At 65.8% G+C, this 16,236-nt stretch carries 14 protein-coding genes; 11 read left to right on the forward strand and 3 right to left on the reverse strand.

Features of this window, described 5'->3' with window-relative positions; translation table 11 throughout:
• Nucleotide 1: 1 nt before the first annotated feature.
• Nucleotides 2-1,408, reverse strand: coding sequence for an aminotransferase-like domain-containing protein (locus AC1Q6V_RS01335; RefSeq protein WP_010814886.1), 1,407 nt, complete (start codon nucleotides 1,406-1,408; stop codon nucleotides 2-4).
• A 225-nt stretch (nucleotides 1,409-1,633) separates the two neighbouring features.
• Here AC1Q6V_RS01335 and AC1Q6V_RS01340 point away from each other — a divergent pair, with 225 nt between their 5' ends.
• The 5 genes from AC1Q6V_RS01340 (at nucleotide 1,634) to AC1Q6V_RS01360 (ending at nucleotide 7,558) form a co-directional block, all read left to right on the forward strand.
• Nucleotides 1,634-1,972 carry a DUF2917 domain-containing protein gene (locus tag AC1Q6V_RS01340; protein WP_010814885.1) on the forward strand — a complete coding sequence of 113 codons (339 nt, stop codon included), beginning with the start codon at nucleotides 1,634-1,636 and terminating at the stop codon, nucleotides 1,970-1,972.
• A gap of 283 nt (nucleotides 1,973-2,255) precedes the next feature.
• The gene (gene icmF / locus AC1Q6V_RS01345; RefSeq protein WP_011614445.1) at nucleotides 2,256-5,546 is read left to right on the forward strand and encodes a fused isobutyryl-CoA mutase/GTPase IcmF; all 3,291 of its coding nucleotides are present in this window, start codon (nucleotides 2,256-2,258) and stop codon (nucleotides 5,544-5,546) included.
• A gap of 142 nt (nucleotides 5,547-5,688) precedes the next feature.
• On the forward strand, nucleotides 5,689-6,126 hold the full coding sequence (locus tag AC1Q6V_RS01350; protein WP_010814883.1) for an HIT family protein: 438 nt from the start codon (nucleotides 5,689-5,691) through the stop codon (nucleotides 6,124-6,126).
• 51 nt (nucleotides 6,127-6,177) lie between these two features.
• Nucleotides 6,178-7,032: a 3-hydroxybutyryl-CoA dehydrogenase gene (locus AC1Q6V_RS01355; protein WP_010814882.1), complete on the forward strand. Its 855-nt coding sequence runs from the start codon at nucleotides 6,178-6,180 to the stop codon at nucleotides 7,030-7,032.
• 184 nt (nucleotides 7,033-7,216) lie between these two features.
• On the forward strand, nucleotides 7,217-7,558 hold the full coding sequence (locus AC1Q6V_RS01360) for a hypothetical protein (RefSeq protein ID WP_454749513.1): 342 nt from the start codon (nucleotides 7,217-7,219) through the stop codon (nucleotides 7,556-7,558).
• Nucleotides 7,559-7,607: 49 nt separating this feature from the next.
• Here AC1Q6V_RS01360 and AC1Q6V_RS01365 read toward each other — a convergent pair whose 3' ends face one another.
• Both AC1Q6V_RS01365 and AC1Q6V_RS01370 read right to left on the reverse strand, forming a co-directional pair.
• Nucleotides 7,608-8,030, reverse strand: coding sequence for a DUF3293 domain-containing protein (locus AC1Q6V_RS01365; RefSeq protein ID WP_010814880.1), 423 nt, complete (start codon nucleotides 8,028-8,030; stop codon nucleotides 7,608-7,610).
• Between the two features lies 1 nt (nucleotide 8,031).
• Nucleotides 8,032-8,700 (reverse strand): Crp/Fnr family transcriptional regulator, encoded by a 669-nt coding sequence (locus AC1Q6V_RS01370; protein ID WP_010814879.1) that lies wholly within the window; start codon nucleotides 8,698-8,700, stop codon nucleotides 8,032-8,034.
• Nucleotides 8,701-8,937: 237 nt separating this feature from the next.
• Here AC1Q6V_RS01370 and AC1Q6V_RS01375 point away from each other — a divergent pair, with 237 nt between their 5' ends.
• From AC1Q6V_RS01375 to AC1Q6V_RS01400, 6 genes are all read left to right on the forward strand, one after another.
• Nucleotides 8,938-10,896, forward strand: a complete 1,959-nt coding sequence (locus AC1Q6V_RS01375; protein WP_010814878.1) for an AMP-dependent synthetase/ligase — start codon at nucleotides 8,938-8,940, stop codon at nucleotides 10,894-10,896.
• A 14-nt stretch (nucleotides 10,897-10,910) separates the two neighbouring features.
• The gene (locus tag AC1Q6V_RS01380; protein ID WP_037025387.1) at nucleotides 10,911-11,873 is read left to right on the forward strand and encodes an ABC transporter ATP-binding protein; all 963 of its coding nucleotides are present in this window, start codon (nucleotides 10,911-10,913) and stop codon (nucleotides 11,871-11,873) included.
• An 11-nt stretch (nucleotides 11,874-11,884) separates the two neighbouring features.
• The gene (locus AC1Q6V_RS01385) at nucleotides 11,885-12,799 is read left to right on the forward strand and encodes a branched-chain amino acid ABC transporter permease (protein WP_010814876.1); all 915 of its coding nucleotides are present in this window, start codon (nucleotides 11,885-11,887) and stop codon (nucleotides 12,797-12,799) included.
• A 24-nt stretch (nucleotides 12,800-12,823) separates the two neighbouring features.
• Nucleotides 12,824-13,900, forward strand: coding sequence for a branched-chain amino acid ABC transporter permease (locus tag AC1Q6V_RS01390; protein ID WP_454749514.1), 1,077 nt, complete (start codon nucleotides 12,824-12,826; stop codon nucleotides 13,898-13,900).
• A 91-nt stretch (nucleotides 13,901-13,991) separates the two neighbouring features.
• Nucleotides 13,992-15,329 carry an ABC transporter substrate-binding protein gene (locus tag AC1Q6V_RS01395; RefSeq protein ID WP_010814874.1) on the forward strand — a complete coding sequence of 446 codons (1,338 nt, stop codon included), beginning with the start codon at nucleotides 13,992-13,994 and terminating at the stop codon, nucleotides 15,327-15,329.
• A gap of 78 nt (nucleotides 15,330-15,407) precedes the next feature.
• Nucleotides 15,408-16,226: an ABC transporter ATP-binding protein gene (locus AC1Q6V_RS01400; protein WP_010814873.1), complete on the forward strand. Its 819-nt coding sequence runs from the start codon at nucleotides 15,408-15,410 to the stop codon at nucleotides 16,224-16,226.
• The last annotated feature ends 10 nt before the right edge of the window (nucleotides 16,227-16,236 follow it).

Below are 16,236 nucleotides of genomic sequence, written 5' to 3' on the forward strand. Positions count from 1 at the left end.
TTCAGCCGCCGCGCCCGGCCGCGGCCTTCATGAAGGCCACCGCGCGCGGCTCGTTGGCATAGGCGGCGTTGATCCGGATCCATGCCGAGGTCTCGCCGCCCGGACGGAAGTAGTTGCCTGGGGCCAGCGTCACGCCGTATTCCTCGCCTAGCGTCACCAGTTCGCGCGAATCCTCGATGCCGGGCGGGCGCGCCCACAGGAAGTTGCCGCCGGACGGCTGGCAGAACACCTCCCAGCCGTTGCCGGTCAGCTGCCGCACGGCATTGGCGCAGGCCTCGCGCACGCGCAGGCGCAGCCGCTCCACATACTTGCGGTAGCCGCCGCGCTCCAGCAGCGCCGCCGTGACTGCTTCCGCGAAGTGCGAACCGGCCACGCTGGTCAGCACCTTCACATCGACCAGGTCCTTGACCAGCGCCTTGTCCGCCACCAGGTAGCCGACCCGCAGCGAGGCCGACACCGTCTTGGAAAAGCCGCCGATGTAGATCACGTGCTCAAGCTGGTCCAGCGTGGCCAGCCGGTCGGTGAAGTGGGTCTGGAAGTCCGAGAAGATATCGTCCTCGACAAAGCGGAAGCCATGCCGGCGCGCCAGCTCCAGCAGCCGGAATGCCACCGGCGGCGCCAGCGTCGATCCGGTCGGGTTCTGCAGCACGCTGTTGGTGAAGAACAGCTTGGGCTTGTGCTGGCGCAGCAGCGCCTCGGTGGCGTCCGGGTCGGGGCCGTTGGCCGTGTGCGGCACGCCCACCAGCTGCACCCCATGCAGCCGCAGCAGCCCGAACAGGTTGTAGTAGCCGGGATCTTCCACGAACACGGTATCGCCGGGCTTGAGCAGGTGGCGTACCACCAGGTCCAGCGCCTGGCTGGCACCGGTGGTGATCAGCACTTGCGGCAGTTCGGCGGCGATGCCCAGCTGGCGCACGCGCAGCAACACCTGGCGACGCAGTTCCGGATGCCCCATCGGCGTGGCGTAGTGGATCACGCTGTCGATCTCATTGCGCGAGATCGCGCGGATCGCCTGCGTCAGCCCCTCGACGTCGCGCCAGGTCTCCGGCACGAAGCCCCCGGCCAGCTTGAGCGTGCCGCTGGGGTGGTTGAACTGCTCGAGGATGTGGTCGGAAAGATCCTCGGCCAGGCTCGGATCGGACCATCCGCACGCCGAGCGCCCCGCCAGCGGGCTGTCCGCCACATAGAAGCCCGAACCCTGGCGCGAATCCAGCAGCCCCTGCGATACCAGCCGGTCATAGGCTTCGATCACCGGGAAGCGGCTGATGCCGTTCTCCGCCGCCAACTGCCGGATTGACGGCAGGCGTGCGCCGGGCCGTGCTTCGCGGTTGCCGATCCACGCTTTCACGCCGGCAACGATCTGCTCGGTCAGTGGAATTCCGGTGGAAGCATCTAAGATTAGTTTCATGGGCAGGCAGCCGGGGGAAGCCGGTAGGCGCAGATCGCTACAAGCGACAACTGTCAGGGAAAACTACTGAACAGTTCATCGAAAACTGTTCACAACTGTACATGGGATTGTAGTGAGGGATGCGAATAATGGAAGCGTGGCGGAGGAAGGCGCCGGCTACCGTGATCATTCGGCATCCACGGGGGCCGGCGCCGGACGCGACCGCCGGGCTATGAGGAGTGGGACATGCGCGAACTACGGACTTTCGAGCTGGACGAGCCTGGGCTGCCAGTGAGCTGGCGCGCCGGTTACGGGCAGACCGTCTGCGCGGTGGCGGGCAAGTTGTGGGTGACGGTGGAAGGCAGTCCCAACGACATCTGGCTGGAGCCGGGCACTGAGCTGGCGTTGCCGGAGGGCTACCGGGTGTGGCTGTCGGGCGATGGCGCGGGCGCGCGCTTTACGCTGGCACAGGTGCCGGCGCCGTGGTCGCTGCGGCGGCTGGTGGCGTGGCTGCGGGCGATGCGGCACCGGGTGGAGGAGCACAGCACGGATGCGTTCGGGGAGTGCCCCAGGATCTGGGCCTGAGCGGACCACTCAAGCTTTGCCGGAACGGCCACCTGAGGGTGGCCTTTCGTTTGCCCGGATGCTTGCGCGGCGCCTGCCGCGGGCGCCTACTCTATAGGGACAGCCTCGTCCCATGCACGCCGGGCTCGGGGTTCCGCCCCATTGCTTTACGTTAACGTCAACGTCATATAATCGATCGGCCCCGACCCGGGGGCGCAGCCCGCGCGTTTGCGGCCAAGCCGGCACAGAGCGGTACTTCAGGCGCACGCCGCGGTGGCAGCCAACACCACAGACGGTGGAGACAATGACCGACCTTTCCGATGTGCATGATGTGCGCCGCGGTGCGCCCCAGCCCAAGCCCACCGCGCAAGGCCGCGGTCCGGTCAACAAGGTGCGCTTTGTCACGGCGGCGTCGCTGTTCGATGGCCATGACGCCTCGATCAACATCATGCGCCGCATCCTGCAGTCGCATGGCTGCGAGGTGGTCCACCTCGGCCACAACCGCTCGGTCGAGGAAGTGGTGACGGCGGCGCTGCAGGAAGACGCGCAGGGCATCGCGATTTCCAGCTACCAGGGCGGCCATGTCGAATATTTCAAGTACATGGTCGACTTGCTGCGCGAGAAGGGCGGCGAGCACGTGCAGGTCTTTGGCGGCGGTGGCGGCGTGATCGTGCCGGACGAGATCCGCGAGCTGCAGGCCTACGGCGTGGCGCGCATCTTCAGCCCCGAGGACGGCCAGCGCATGGGCCTGGCCGGCATGATTGCAGATATGGTGCAGCGCTGCGACATCGACCTGTCGCGCTATGCGCCGGCCTCGCTCGAACCCGTCACCGGCGGCGACCGCCGCGCGCTGGCCCAGTTGATTACCGCGCTGGAGAACGGCAAGGCCGATCCGGCGCTGGTGCAGGCGATGCATGCGCAAGCGGCAGCGGCATCGATCCCGGTGCTCGGCATCACCGGCACCGGCGGCGCCGGCAAGTCTTCACTGACCGACGAACTGATCCGCCGCTTCCGCCTCGACCAGCAGGATGCGCTGTCGATCGCCGTGATCTCGATCGACCCGTCGCGGCGCAAGTCGGGCGGCGCGCTGCTGGGCGACCGCATCCGCATGAACGCGATCAACCACCCGAACATCTTCATGCGCTCGCTGGCCACGCGCGAGGCTGGCTCCGAGATCTCGCAGGCGCTGCCGGACGTGATCGCCGCGTGCAAGGTGGCGGGCTTCGACCTGGTGATCGTCGAGACCTCGGGCATCGGCCAGGGCGACGCGGCCATCGTGCCGCACGTGGACCTGTCGCTCTATGTGATGACGCCCGAGTTCGGCGCGGCCAGCCAGCTCGAGAAGATCGACATGCTGGACTTTGCCGACTTCGTCGCCATCAACAAGTTCGACCGCAAGGGCGCGCAGGACGCGTGGCGCGACGTGGCCAAGCAGGTGCAGCGCAACCGCGAGCAATGGCACGGCAAGGCCGAGGACATGCCGGTCTACGGCACGCAGGCGTCGCGCTTCAATGACGATGGCGTGACCATGCTGTACCAGGGGCTGCGCGCGGCGCTGGCCGAACGCGGCCTGAAGCTGCAGCCGGGCGTGCTGCCGGCGCAGGCGGGGCGCATCTCCACCGGCCAGAATGTGATCGTGCCGCCGGCGCGCAGCCGCTACCTGGCGGAACTGGCAGACACGGTGCGCGGCTACCACCGCCGCGTGATGGAGCAGAGCCGCATTGCACGCGAGCGCCAGCAACTGCGTGAATCGAGCCGCATGGTGCAGGCCGCGCAAGGCGATGGCGCGGCGCTGGATGCGCTGGCGGCGGAGCGCGACAGCGCCCTCGGCCAGGTCGAGCGCAAGCTGCTGGCGATGTGGCCGCAGATGCGCGAAGCCTACAGCGGCGACGAGTACGTAGTGAAAATCCGCGACCGGGAGATCCGCACCGGGCTGGTTACGACCACGCTGTCCGGCACCAAGGTGCGCAAGGTGGTGCTGCCGCGCTTCGAGGACGACGGCGAGGTGCTGAAGTGGCTGATGCGCGAGAACGTTCCCGGCAGCTTCCCGTACACCGCCGGCGTGTTCGCCTTCAAGCGCGAGAACGAAGACCCCACCCGCATGTTCGCCGGCGAGGGCGATGCCTTCCGCACCAACCGGCGCTTCAAGCTGGTGTCCGAAGGTATGGATGCCAAGCGGCTGTCGACCGCGTTCGACTCGGTCACGCTGTATGGCGAAGACCCGCATGTGCGTCCGGACATCTACGGCAAGGTCGGCAACTCCGGCGTGTCGATCGCCACGCTCGACGACATGAAGGTGCTGTACGACGGCTTCGACCTGACCAGCCCGAGCACCTCGGTGTCGATGACCATCAACGGCCCGGCCCCGACCATTTTGGCGATGTTCATGAACACCGCCATCGACCAGCAGCTCGACAAGTTCCGCGCCGACAACCAGCGCGAGCCCACCGCCGACGAAGAAGCCAAGATCCGCGCCTGGGTGTTGCAGAACGTGCGCGGCACGGTGCAGGCCGACATTCTCAAGGAAGACCAGGGCCAGAACACCTGCATCTTCTCCACCGAGTTCTCGCTCAAGGTGATGGGCGATATCCAGGAGTACTTTGTCCACCACCAGGTGCGCAACTTCTACTCGGTGTCGATCTCCGGCTACCACATCGCCGAGGCCGGCGCGAACCCGATCTCGCAGCTGGCGTTCACGCTGTCCAACGGCTTCACCTATGTGGAGGCGTACCTGGCGCGCGGCATGCATATCGACGATTTCGCGCCCAACCTGTCGTTCTTCTTCTCCAACGGCATGGACCCGGAGTACAGCGTGCTGGGCCGCGTCGCGCGCCGCATCTGGGCCGTGACCATGCGCGACAAATACGGCGCCAACGAGCGCAGCCAGAAGCTGAAGTACCACATCCAGACTTCGGGCCGCTCGCTGCATGCGCAGGAGATCGACTTCAACGATATCCGCACCACGCTGCAGGCGCTGATCGCGATCTACGACAACTGCAATTCGCTGCATACCAATGCCTACGACGAGGCCATCACCACGCCCACCGGCGAGTCGGTGCGCCGCGCGCTGGCGATCCAGCTGATCATCAACCGCGAGTGGGGCGTGGCCAGGTGCGAGAACCCCAACCAGGGCAGCTTCCTGATCGAGGAGCTGACCGACCTGGTGGAAGAGGCGGTGCTGCAGGAGTTCGAGCGCATTGCCGAGCGCGGCGGCGTGCTCGGTGCGATGGAGACCGGCTACCAGCGCGGCAAGATCCAGGAAGAGTCGCTCTACTATGAGCAGCTCAAGCACGACGGCACGCTGCCCATCATCGGCGTGAACACGTTCCGCAACCCGGACGGCGACCCGACCCCGCAGAAGCTGGAGCTGGCGCGCTCCAGCGAGGCCGAGAAGCAGAGCCAGCTCGACCGCCTGCATGCGTTCCAGCAGGCCCACGCGGCCGAGGCGCCGGCCATGCTGGCGCAGTTGCGCCAGGCGGTGATCGACAACCAGAACGTATTTGCGGTGCTGATGGACGCGGTGCGGGTTTGCTCGCTGGGGCAGATCACCCATGCGCTGTTCGAAGTGGGCGGGCAGTACCGGCGCAATATGTAGAGCCGGCGGCACCGCGCAGCAAGCAGTGCCCGATTACCGCGCAGGGCGGCCGCAGTGAGGGGTCGCCCTGCGTTACACTCGAAGGCTGTGCCGGCGGCCGCGCCACGGCAAACGTATTCGAGACAACCGCAAGCCAAAGATCATGGACACCCAGTACAACCCGACCAATATCTTCGCGAAGATCCTGCGCGGCGAGCTGCCGTGCATCAAGGTCTACGAGGACGACGATACCATCGCCTTCATGGACATCATGCCGCAGGCCGACGGCCATACGCTGGTGGTGCCCAAGGAAGCCGCGGTCAACCTGTTCGACCTGTCCGAGCAGGGCGCGCAGGCCGCCATTGTCGCCACGCAGCGCGTGGCGCGCGCGGTGCGCGCGGCGTTTGCGCCCGACGGCATCTCCATCGGCCAGTTCAACGGCGCGGCCGCGGGCCAGACCGTGCCGCACGTCCATTTCCATATCGTGCCGCGCTATGCCGACAGCGCGCTGCGCGGCCATGCACGCGAGATGCAGGACCCGGAACAGCTCAAGGGCCATGCCCAGCGCATCATCGCCGCGCTGCGCGAGCAGGGCGCCTGAGCCGCGCCTGAACCGATCAATCAGCAATCCAACCAAGCAGAGGAAGACAAGATGAGCATCAGGACAGTGGGCATCGTCGGTGCCGGCACCATGGGCAATGGCATCGCCCAGGCCTGCGCAGTGGTAGGTCTCAACGTGGTGATGGTCGACATCAGCGATGCCGCCGTGCAGAAGGGTGTCGCCACCGTGGCAAGCAGCCTGGACCGTCTGATCAAGAAGGAAAAGCTGACCGAGGCCGACAAGGCCAGCGCGCTGGCGCGCATCAAGGGCAGCACCTCGTATGACGATCTCAAGGCCACCGATATCGTGATCGAGGCCGCCACCGAGAACTACGACCTGAAGGTCAAGATCCTCAAGCAGATCGACGGCATCGTCGGCGAGAACGTGATCATCGCGTCCAACACTTCGTCGATCTCGATCACCAAGCTGGCTGCCGTGACCTCGCGCGCCGACCGCTTTATCGGCATGCACTTCTTCAACCCGGTGCCGGTGATGGCGCTGGTGGAACTGATCCGCGGCCTGCAGACCAGCGACACCACCCACGCCGCCGTCGAGGCCCTGTCGAAGCAGCTCGGCAAATACCCGATCACGGTCAAGAACAGCCCGGGCTTCGTCGTCAACCGCATCCTGTGCCCGATGATCAACGAGGCCTTCTGCGTGCTGGGCGAAGGCCTGGCCTCGCCGGAAGAGATCGACGAAGGCATGAAGCTGGGCTGCAACCACCCGATCGGGCCGCTGGCGCTGGCTGACATGATCGGCCTGGACACCATGCTGGCCGTGATGGAAGTGCTGTACACGGAGTTTGCCGATCCGAAGTACCGCCCGGCGATGCTGATGCGCGAGATGGTCGCTGCCGGCTACCTGGGCCGCAAGACTGGCCGCGGCGTGTACGTCTATAGCAAGTAAGCTGCCCGGCACTTGCCGCGTGGTACAGCGGCCGCCTGCGGGCGGCCGCTGCTTTTTCCGGGGCCGGTTCCGGTTGCCGCCAAATCCCGCTTACACGGCGTTATATGCCGAAACACTCCGCCGCATCCGGTAACAGGAATGCGCGGTAGAGTGCACTCATTCCCATTACGACAAAACAAGCTCCATGGCTCCCCCGATTCTCTTTGCTGCGCTGCTCGCGGGCGCAATGTCCCTGCTGGCGGCCCGTTCGGCGATGGCCCATGTGGACGTGGGCGTGCAGATCGGCGCGCCGGTCTATGCGGCGCCGGCCCCGGTCTATGTGGCACCCCCGCCGCACGTGGTGTATGCGCCGCGCCATCACGGCTGGCATGGCGACCGTTATTGGGATGGCCGTCGCTGGTATGGCCGCCATGAGTGGCGCGGCCGCAATCACCACTATCATCGGCATCATCACTATCGCCACCACGGCCATGGGCATCGCGGTCATCACGGTCATCACGGCCATCGTGGTCATCACGGCCACTGACCGCCGCACCGGCTGAGGCGCCGGCCGGCACCACCGCCCGGCCCGGCGTTCAGCGCAGCAGCACCAGCCGCGGCACCGCGTCCGCGCCGCTCCAGACCACCGCGTTCTGTTCGTATTTCTCGCCGAGTGCCCGTGCATCCGCCAGCGACAGCCCCGGCACCAGGAAGCTCGGCTCGGCCGGCCAGCCGTTGCGTGGATGCTCGCCGGCGGCTTCGATTGCGCGCAATCCCATCCTTGCCAAGTCTTGCGCCAGCGCTTGCTGGCGCTTTGCGTTGGTGTCGTCGTCGCAGCGCAGGCTGAACGGGTTGGCGGCGGTAATGAAGGCGCTCGCTGCCACGCCCAGCGCGCGGTGCAGCGCCGCCAGCGGGGCGCTGGGTTGGTCGACCCGCAATACCATCGGCAGGTCGCCCAGCACGCGGTAGTGCGTCTCGCGATAGGCCTGCAGCGTGGCGTCGTCGATGGCGCTGGCCATGTCATTCGCCGTACTGCCGCAACCCCTCCAGGTCCAGCACCTCGATCACGCCGTAGTCCACCCGCACCAGGCCCTGCTGTTCCAGCACCTTGAGCGCCTGGTTGGCGCGCTGGCGCGAGATGCCAGCGAGCAGGCCGATCTCTTCCTGCGAGATCTCCAGCGTCTTGCCGATCCCCGGATACAGGTGCTCATTGAACAGCGACGACACCGCGCGCGCCACGCGCGAATCGATGTCGAGCAGCCGCTCATATTCCACCGCGGCGATGAACTGTCCCAGGCGTTCGTTGAACTGGGTCAGCAGGAAGCGCGTGAACGGCAGGCTGGTATCCAGCAACCACAGAAAAGTGTCGCGCGGCAGGAAGGCGATGGTCGAGCGGCGCAGCGCCATCACGTCGTACTTGCGGATTTCCGACTTGAGCACCGCGCCTTCGCCGAACCAGCCGCCGGTGGGCACGCCGGTGAATGTGACCGACTTGCCCGAGGGCGACACCGTGGTGATCTTGACGATGCCTTCGAGCACGCCCATCCAGTGCTCGGCCATGTCACCCTTGTGACAGACGTAGTCGCCCTGGGTGTACTCGTGCACGAACATGGCGCGGCGCACGCGCTCGCGCTGCTCGGGACTCAGGTCTGCTGCCCACACGCAGCGGTCGACAAAATCGTTCAGCATGGCCTGAATTTGCTCCGGTAGGGATTAACCCGGAATTGTCACCGGCGTGACAACCCGGGTGGATGGCATGGGCTATCTTACGATCACCACGGAGCCGGGAAGTGCCGCAAAACAAGGCACCACGGGCTTGATGCGCTGCGGCATGACTGCCGCCAGGCAAAACAAGCCAAGTATAACCACCGGACCGACGCTTGACACCGCGCGTGGATCCCCACGCCGGAGGGACAGGAGACAGCGATGCAGGAATCGTCGGCGACGACCTTCCCGCGATGGCTGCTGGCGCACGCCCAGCAGCGGCCGGATCATCCGGCTCACCGCGAGAAGGATCTCGGCATCTGGCAGACATACAGCTGGGCCCAGGCGGCGCAGCAGGTGAGGGCACTGGCTTGCGGGCTGGCCGCACTCGGTTTCAGGCGTGGCATGAATCTGGCGGTGGTGGGCGACAACCGCCCGCGGCTGTACTGGGCCATGACCGCGGCGCAGGCGCTGGGCGGTGTGCCGGTGCCGCTGTACCAGGACGCCATCGCCAACGAGATGGTCTACGTGCTCAACGATGCGGAGATCGAGTTCGCCATCGTCGAGGACCAGGAGCAGGTCGACAAGCTGCTGGAAGTGGAAGCGCAGCTGGCCGAGTCCGGCCGCGCCGTGCGCCACGTCATCTTTGAAGACCCGCGCGGCCTGATGGACTACGACCATCCGTCGCTGATGTCTTATGAACAGCTACAGGAACTGGGCCGCGAGTTCGACCAGGCGCACCCGGGCTTCTATGACGAGGCCATCGCCGCCGGCCAGCCCGACGACACCGCGATCATCCTCTATACCTCCGGCACCACCGGCAAGCCCAAGGGCGTGTGCCATTCGCACTACGGCCTGATCGGCGCGGCGCGCAACGGCTGCGCCTTCGACAAGCTCAGCGCGGACGACGACGTGCTGTCCTACCTGCCGATGGCATGGGTGGGCGACAATCTGTTCTCATACGCGCAGGCGATGGTGGCGGGCTTCACGGTGAACTGCCCGGAATCGCGCGAAACGGTGATGACCGACCTGCGCGAGATCGGCCCCACCTACTACTTTGCGCCGCCGCGCATCTATGAAGGGCTGCTGACGCAGGTGATGATCCGCATGGAGGATGCCGGCTGGATCAAGCGCAAGCTGTTCCACTGGGCCATGGACGTGGCGAAGCGCTGCGGCACCGATATCCTCGACGGCAAGCCGGTATCGCTCGCGGACCGCGCGCGCTACGCCCTTGGCGAAGCGCTGGTCTACGGCCCGTTGCGCAATGTGCTGGGCATGAGCCGCATCCGCGTGGGCTATACCGCGGGCGAGGCGATCGGACCGGACCTGTTCCGCTTCTACCGCTCGATCGGCGTGAACCTGAAGCAGTTCTACGGCCAGACCGAGACCTGCGCCTATGTGTGCCTGCAGCCGGACGGCAAGGTCAAGTTCGATTCAGTCGGCCCGGCGGCGCCCGGCATGGAAATCCGCATCGCCGACAACGGCGAGGTGCTGGTGCGCGGCGTGGGCCTGCTCAAGTCCTACTACAAGCGCGATGACGCCACGCGCGAGGCCATCAACGACGAGGGCTACTTCATGACCGGCGACGCCGGCGTGATCGACGCCGACGGCCACCTGAAGATCATCGACCGCGCCAAGGACGTGGGCAAGCTGGCCGATGGCTCGATGTTCGCGCCAAAGTACATCGAGAACAAGCTCAAGTTCTTCCCGTACATCAAGGAAGCGGTGGCCTTCGGCAATGACCGCGACCAGGTCTGCGCGTTTATCAATATCGACTTCGAGGCCGTGGGCAACTGGGCCGAGCGCCGCCACCTGCCGTACGCCGGCTATGTCGACCTGGCCGCGCAGCCCGAGGTGCTGGAAATGATCGGCGAATGCGTGAACCAGGTGAATGCCGACCTGGCCAACGACCCGATGCTGGCCGGATCGCAGGTGGCACGCTTCCTGGTCCTGCACAAGGAACTGGATCCGGACGACGACGAGCTCACGCGCACGCGCAAGGTGCGCCGCGGCTTTATCGCCGACAAATACGGCGTGCTGGTGGAGGCGCTCTATGCGGGCAAGTCCGAGCAGTTCATCGAGACGCGCGTCAAGTTCGAAGACGGACGCGAGGGCAGCGTGTCGGCCACGCTGAAGCTGGTCAATGCGAAGCGCCTGCCGGTGGCGGCGCGCGCGGCATGAGCGAGGGCAGCAAGATGACGCAAGTAGCCTGGCAAGGCGCGGGGCAGCGCGAATGGGCGGGGACGGCACGCACGGATGCCAGCGGTGCCGGCAGCGGCGGCGCGATCGCACCTACGGGTCCGATGTCTCCTGCGGAACTGACGGATGACAGCGGCGCGCATCCCGGCACGCAGCGCGCGCAGCGCACCGGCGAACAGGCGCGCACCGGCGGCGAGGTGATCCTGGACCTGCAGCATATCTCGCTGTCGTTCGGCGGGGTCAAGGCGCTGACCGATATCTCGTTCGATGTGTGCGAGCACGAGGTGCGCGCCATCATCGGCCCCAACGGCGCCGGCAAGAGTTCGATGCTCAACGTGATCAACGGCGTCTATCACCCGCAGCAGGGACGCATCGTGTTCCGCGGCGAGGAGCGCAAGCAGATGCACCCGACCGCCGCGGCGCGCCAGGGCATTGCGCGTACCTTCCAGAACATCGCGCTGTTCAAGGGCATGACGGTGCTGGACAACATCATGACCGGGCGCAACACGCAGTTCCGCACCGGGCTCTTCGCCCACGCGCTGTGGTGGGGCCCGGCGCGCAACGAAGAGATGCGCCATCGCCAGAAGGTCGAGGAAGTGATCGACTTCCTCGAGATCCAGTCGATCCGCAAGACCCCGGTCGGGCGCCTGCCGTATGGCCTGCAGAAGCGCGTCGAACTGGCGCGCGCACTCGCGGCCGAGCCCTCGATGCTGCTGCTGGACGAGCCCATGGCCGGCATGAACGTGGAAGAGAAGCAGGACATGTGCCGCTTCATCCTGGACGTGAACCGGCAGTTCGGCACCACCATCGTGCTGATCGAGCACGACATGGGCGTGGTGATGGATATCTCCGACCGCGTGGTGGTGCTCGACTACGGCAAGAAGATCGGCGACGGCACGCCGGAAGAGGTCAAGGGCAACCCTGACGTGATCAAGGCGTACCTGGGCACTTCGCACTGAGGCTCTGAACCATGACGTTCTTCTTTGAAATCCTGATCGGCGGCTTGCTCTCTGGCCTGATGTACTCGCTGGTGGCGCTGGGCTTCGTGCTGATCTACAAGGCCTCGGGCGTGTTCAACTTTGCCCAGGGCGCGATGGTGTACTTCGCCGCGCTGGCGGTGGTGGGGCTGATGGACAAGGGCCTGCCGATGTGGGCCGCGGTGATCGGCGCCTTCGTGGTGATGATCCTGGTCGGCATGAGCACCGAGCGCTTCGTGCTGCGCAAGCTGGTCAACCAGCCGCCGATCACGCTGTTCATGGCGACCATCGGGCTGTCGTTCTTCCTCGAGGGCCTGGGGCCGCTGCTGTTCGGCAATGAGGTGCGCCCGATCAACCTGGGCATCGTCGACGAGCCGATCGAGTCGATCATGACCAACTTCAACATCGTGCTGTCCAAGTTCGATATTGCGGCGGCGGCCATTGCCGGCCTGCTGGTCGGATCGCTGGCGCTGTTCTTCCAGTACACCAAGGTCGGACGTGCGCTGCGCGCGGTCGCTGACGACCACCAGGCGGCGCTGTCGCTGGGCATCCCGCTGCAGAACATCTGGGCGATCGTGTGGGGCGTGGCGGGTTTCGTCGCGCTGGTGGCCGGCATGCTGTGGGGCTCGCGCAATGGCGTGCAGTTCGCGCTCACGCTGACCGCGCTCAAGGCGCTGCCGGTGCTGATCCTGGGTGGCTTCACCTCGGTGCCCGGCGCCATCGTCGGCGGGCTGATCATCGGTGCCTCGGAGAAGCTGGCCGAGATCTATATCCCGCCGGTGTTCCAGTCGATGTTCGGGGGCAACTTCGGCGGCATCGAAGGGTGGTTCCCGTATGTGTTTGCCTTGCTGTTTCTGCTGGTGCGGCCCGAAGGGCTGTTCGGCGAGAAACACATCGATCGCGTCTGACCGACTTCGCACAGGAGACTTGCCATGTTTTATCGTGAAGCCGGCCAGTTCAAGACCAGCTACGTCGCCGACAGCCAGATCTTTCCCATCCGCCAGGACCGCATCGGCTTTGCCGTGCTGATGGCGGTGGCCTTCGTGGCGATCCCGTTCGTCGGGTCGGAATACTGGTTCTCGGCCATCCTGATCCCGTTCCTGATTTTCTCGCTGGCGGCACTGGGGCTGAATATCCTGACCGGCTATGCCGGCCAGCTGTCGCTCGGTACCGCGGCCTTCATGGCGGTGGGTGCCTACGCGGCCTACAATTTCCAGCTGCGCGTGGAAGGCATGCCGGTGCTGCTGACATTCGTGATGGCGGGCCTTTCCGCGGCATTGGTGGGGGTGGCCTTCGGCCTGCCGTCGCTGCGCATCAAGGGCTTCTACCTCGCGGTGGCGACGCTGGCGGCGCAGTTCTTCGTGGTGTGGGCGCTGACCAAGTTCCCCTGGTTCTCCAACAACAGCTCGTCGGGCGTGATCACGGCGCAGCGGCTGGGCCTGTTCGGCTTCGCCATCGACACCCCGCTGAAGAAGTACCTGTTCGTGCTGGCCATCGTCACGGTGCTGGCGCTGGCGGCCAAGAACCTGGTGCGCTCGGCCACCGGGCGCGCATGGATGTCGGTGCGCGACATGGACGTGGCGGCAGAGGTGATCGGCATCCCACTGATGCGCACCAAGCTGCTGGCGTTCGCGGTCAGCTCGTTCTACTGCGGCGTGGCCGGCGCGCTCTATGCGTTCTGCTACCTGGGCTCGGTCGAGCCGGATGGCTTCTCGCTGGACCTGTCGTTCCGCGTGCTGTTCATGATCATCATCGGCGGCGTGGGCAGCATCCTGGGCTCGTTCCTGGGCGCGGCCTTCATCCTGCTGCTGCCGATCTTCCTGGACAACGTGCTGCCGTCGCTGGCCGCGCTGCTGCACCTGCCATTCACCAATGCCACCGTGTCGCACATCCAGCTGATGGTGTTCGGCGGGCTGATCATCTTCTTCCTGATCGTGGAGCCGCACGGGCTGGCCCGGCTGTGGCAGATCGCCAAGGAGAAGCTGAGGCTGTGGCCGTTCCCTCATTGACGGGAGGGGGGCCTGTATTACCGCAGTTCCTGTGTGAAGTTCTGAAGCTTACGCATAACGAAACGCTCCCTTGAGGGCGATGGAGACTGTCATGACCAACCTGATTCGCAATGTGCAACGCGCCGCCCTGGTGGTCAGCGCCGCGGCGGCACTGCTGGCGCCGGCGGCGCCGGCCATGGCGCAGAGCAACGAGCAGTTCGTGGCGCTGCCAAGCTACCGCGTGGGGCCGTATGGCGCCAACGGCCAGTCCTGGTATGGCGGCTTCATCGACTACCTCAACTACGTCAACCTGAAGGAAGGCGGGGTCAACGGCGTCAAGCTGTCGTGGGAAGAGTGCGAGACCGAGTACAACAACGCCAAGGGCGTGGAGTGCTATGAACGCCTGAAGTCCAAGAACGCCACCACCAAGGGCACGGCCTACCACGCCATGTCCACCGGCATCTCGTACGCGCTGGTCGACAAGACCGCTGCCGACAAGGTGCCGCTGGTGATGATGGGCTACGGCCGCACCGACGCGGTGGATGGCTCGGTGTTCCCGTATGCGTTCCCGCTGGTGACTACGTACCAGATGCAGGTCTCGGCCATCGTCAAGTACCTGGCCTCGAAGAACGGCGGCTCGCTGGCCGGCAAGAAGATCGTCTACCTGTATCACGACTCGGCCTATGGCAAGGAGCCGATCGTGGCGCTGCAGGCCGAGGCCAAGCTGGGCAAGTTCAACCTGGTGGAGATCCCGGTGGCGCACCCCGGCAACGAGCAGGGCGCGCAGTGGCTGAAGATCCGCCAGGAGAACCCCGACTACGTGATCTTCTGGGGCTGGGGCGTGATGAACCAGACCGCGCTGAAGGCCGCGCAGAAGGTGGGTTTTGCGCGCGACAAGATAATCGGCTCGTGGTGGGCCGGCTCGGAGGAAGACACGGTGCCGGCGGGTGATGCCTCCAAGGGCTACATGAGCGCCACCTGGAACGTGGCGGGCCGCAACGTGCCGCTGATCGCCGATATCGAGAAGGTGGTCTACGGTGCCGGCAAGGGCAATATGCAGGACAAGAACAAGGTGGGTTCGGTGCTGTACAACCGCGGCGTGTCGGCGGCGGTGGTGACGGTGGAAGCGGTGCGCGTGGCGCAGGCCAAGTTCGGCAAGGGCAAGCCCATGACCGGCGAGCAGATGCGCTGGGCCTTCGAGAACCTGAACCTGACCAACGCGCGCCTGCAGCAACTGGGCGCGACCGGCCTGCTGCCCGAGATCAAGACCAGCTGCGACAACCACGAGGGCTCGGGCAAGGTGAAGATCCAGCAGTGGGACGGCACCAAGTGGGTGGTGGTGTCGGACTGGATCGAGGGCAACAAGGGCCTGATCCACCCGCTGTTCAAGGCCACGGCGGCGCAGTACGCGAAGGAGAAGGGGATTACGCCGGCTTGTTCGAAGTCCTGATAGCAACCTGGCGGGCATGCGGTGCCTGGCGCCGCGTGCTCGCCTGAGCCGAACCGTCTTACCAACACGAGCCGCACCATGAGCCTTCTGTCCGTCAACAATATCGAAGTCATCTACGATCACGTGATCCTGGTGCTCAAGGGCGTCTCGCTCGAAGTGCCGGAAGGCAAGATCGTGGCGCTGCTCGGCGCCAACGGCGCGGGCAAGACCACCACGCTCAAGGCCATCTCCAACCTGCTGCAGGCCGAGCGCGGCGATGTCACCAAGGGCTCGATCGAATATCGCGGCGACCGCGTCGACCAGCTCACGCCCAACGACCTGGTGCGCCGCGGCGTGATCCAGGTGATGGAAGGGCGCCACTGCTTCGCGCACCTGACCATCGAAGAGAACCTGCTCACCGGTGCCTACACGCGCGGCCTGTCGCGCGGCCAGACGCGCGACGAGCTGGAAAAGATCTACGAATACTTCCCGCGGCTGAAGACGCGCCGCAAGTCGCAGGCCGGCTACACCTCCGGCGGCGAGCAGCAGATGTGCGCGATCGGCCGGGCCATGATGGCCAAGCCCGCGATGATCCTGCTGGACGAGCCTTCGATGGGGCTGGCGCCGCAGATCGTCGAGGAGATCTTCGAGATCGTGCGCGGCCTGAATTCGCGCGAGAACGTCAGCTTCCTGCTGGCCGAGCAGAACACCATGGTGGCGCTGCGCTATGCCGACTACGGCTACATCCTGGAAAACGGCCGCGTGGTGATGGACGGCGACGCCGAGTCGCTGCGCACCAACGAGGACGTCAAGGAGTTCTACCTGGGCGTGGCCGCCAACGATGCGGACGACGGTGCCGGGCGCAAGTCGTTCCGCGATGTGAAGAGCTACCGGCGCCGCAAGCGCTGGCTGGCGTAGGCACCCGACC

Source organism: Cupriavidus sp. GW823-FHT07B10, assembly GCF_058794355.1.

Bases quoted from the DNA above. Each gene is read 5' to 3' on its own strand.
- AC1Q6V_RS01335 (WP_010814886.1), bottom strand. From the start codon at position 1,408: ATGAAACTAATCTTAGATGCTTCCACCGGAATTCCACTGACCGAGCAG.
- AC1Q6V_RS01340 (WP_010814885.1), top strand. From the start codon at position 1,634: ATGCGCGAACTACGGACTTTCGAGCTGGACGAGCCTGGGCTGCCAGTG.
- icmF (WP_011614445.1), top strand. From the start codon at position 2,256: ATGACCGACCTTTCCGATGTGCATGATGTGCGCCGCGGTGCGCCCCAG.
- AC1Q6V_RS01350 (WP_010814883.1), top strand. From the start codon at position 5,689: ATGGACACCCAGTACAACCCGACCAATATCTTCGCGAAGATCCTGCGC.
- AC1Q6V_RS01355 (WP_010814882.1), top strand. From the start codon at position 6,178: ATGAGCATCAGGACAGTGGGCATCGTCGGTGCCGGCACCATGGGCAAT.
- AC1Q6V_RS01360 (WP_454749513.1), top strand. From the start codon at position 7,217: ATGGCTCCCCCGATTCTCTTTGCTGCGCTGCTCGCGGGCGCAATGTCC.
- AC1Q6V_RS01365 (WP_010814880.1), bottom strand. From the start codon at position 8,030: ATGGCCAGCGCCATCGACGACGCCACGCTGCAGGCCTATCGCGAGACG.
- AC1Q6V_RS01370 (WP_010814879.1), bottom strand. From the start codon at position 8,700: ATGCTGAACGATTTTGTCGACCGCTGCGTGTGGGCAGCAGACCTGAGT.
- AC1Q6V_RS01375 (WP_010814878.1), top strand. From the start codon at position 8,938: ATGCAGGAATCGTCGGCGACGACCTTCCCGCGATGGCTGCTGGCGCAC.
- AC1Q6V_RS01380 (WP_037025387.1), top strand. From the start codon at position 10,911: ATGACGCAAGTAGCCTGGCAAGGCGCGGGGCAGCGCGAATGGGCGGGG.
- AC1Q6V_RS01385 (WP_010814876.1), top strand. From the start codon at position 11,885: ATGACGTTCTTCTTTGAAATCCTGATCGGCGGCTTGCTCTCTGGCCTG.
- AC1Q6V_RS01390 (WP_454749514.1), top strand. From the start codon at position 12,824: ATGTTTTATCGTGAAGCCGGCCAGTTCAAGACCAGCTACGTCGCCGAC.
- AC1Q6V_RS01395 (WP_010814874.1), top strand. From the start codon at position 13,992: ATGACCAACCTGATTCGCAATGTGCAACGCGCCGCCCTGGTGGTCAGC.
- AC1Q6V_RS01400 (WP_010814873.1), top strand. From the start codon at position 15,408: ATGAGCCTTCTGTCCGTCAACAATATCGAAGTCATCTACGATCACGTG.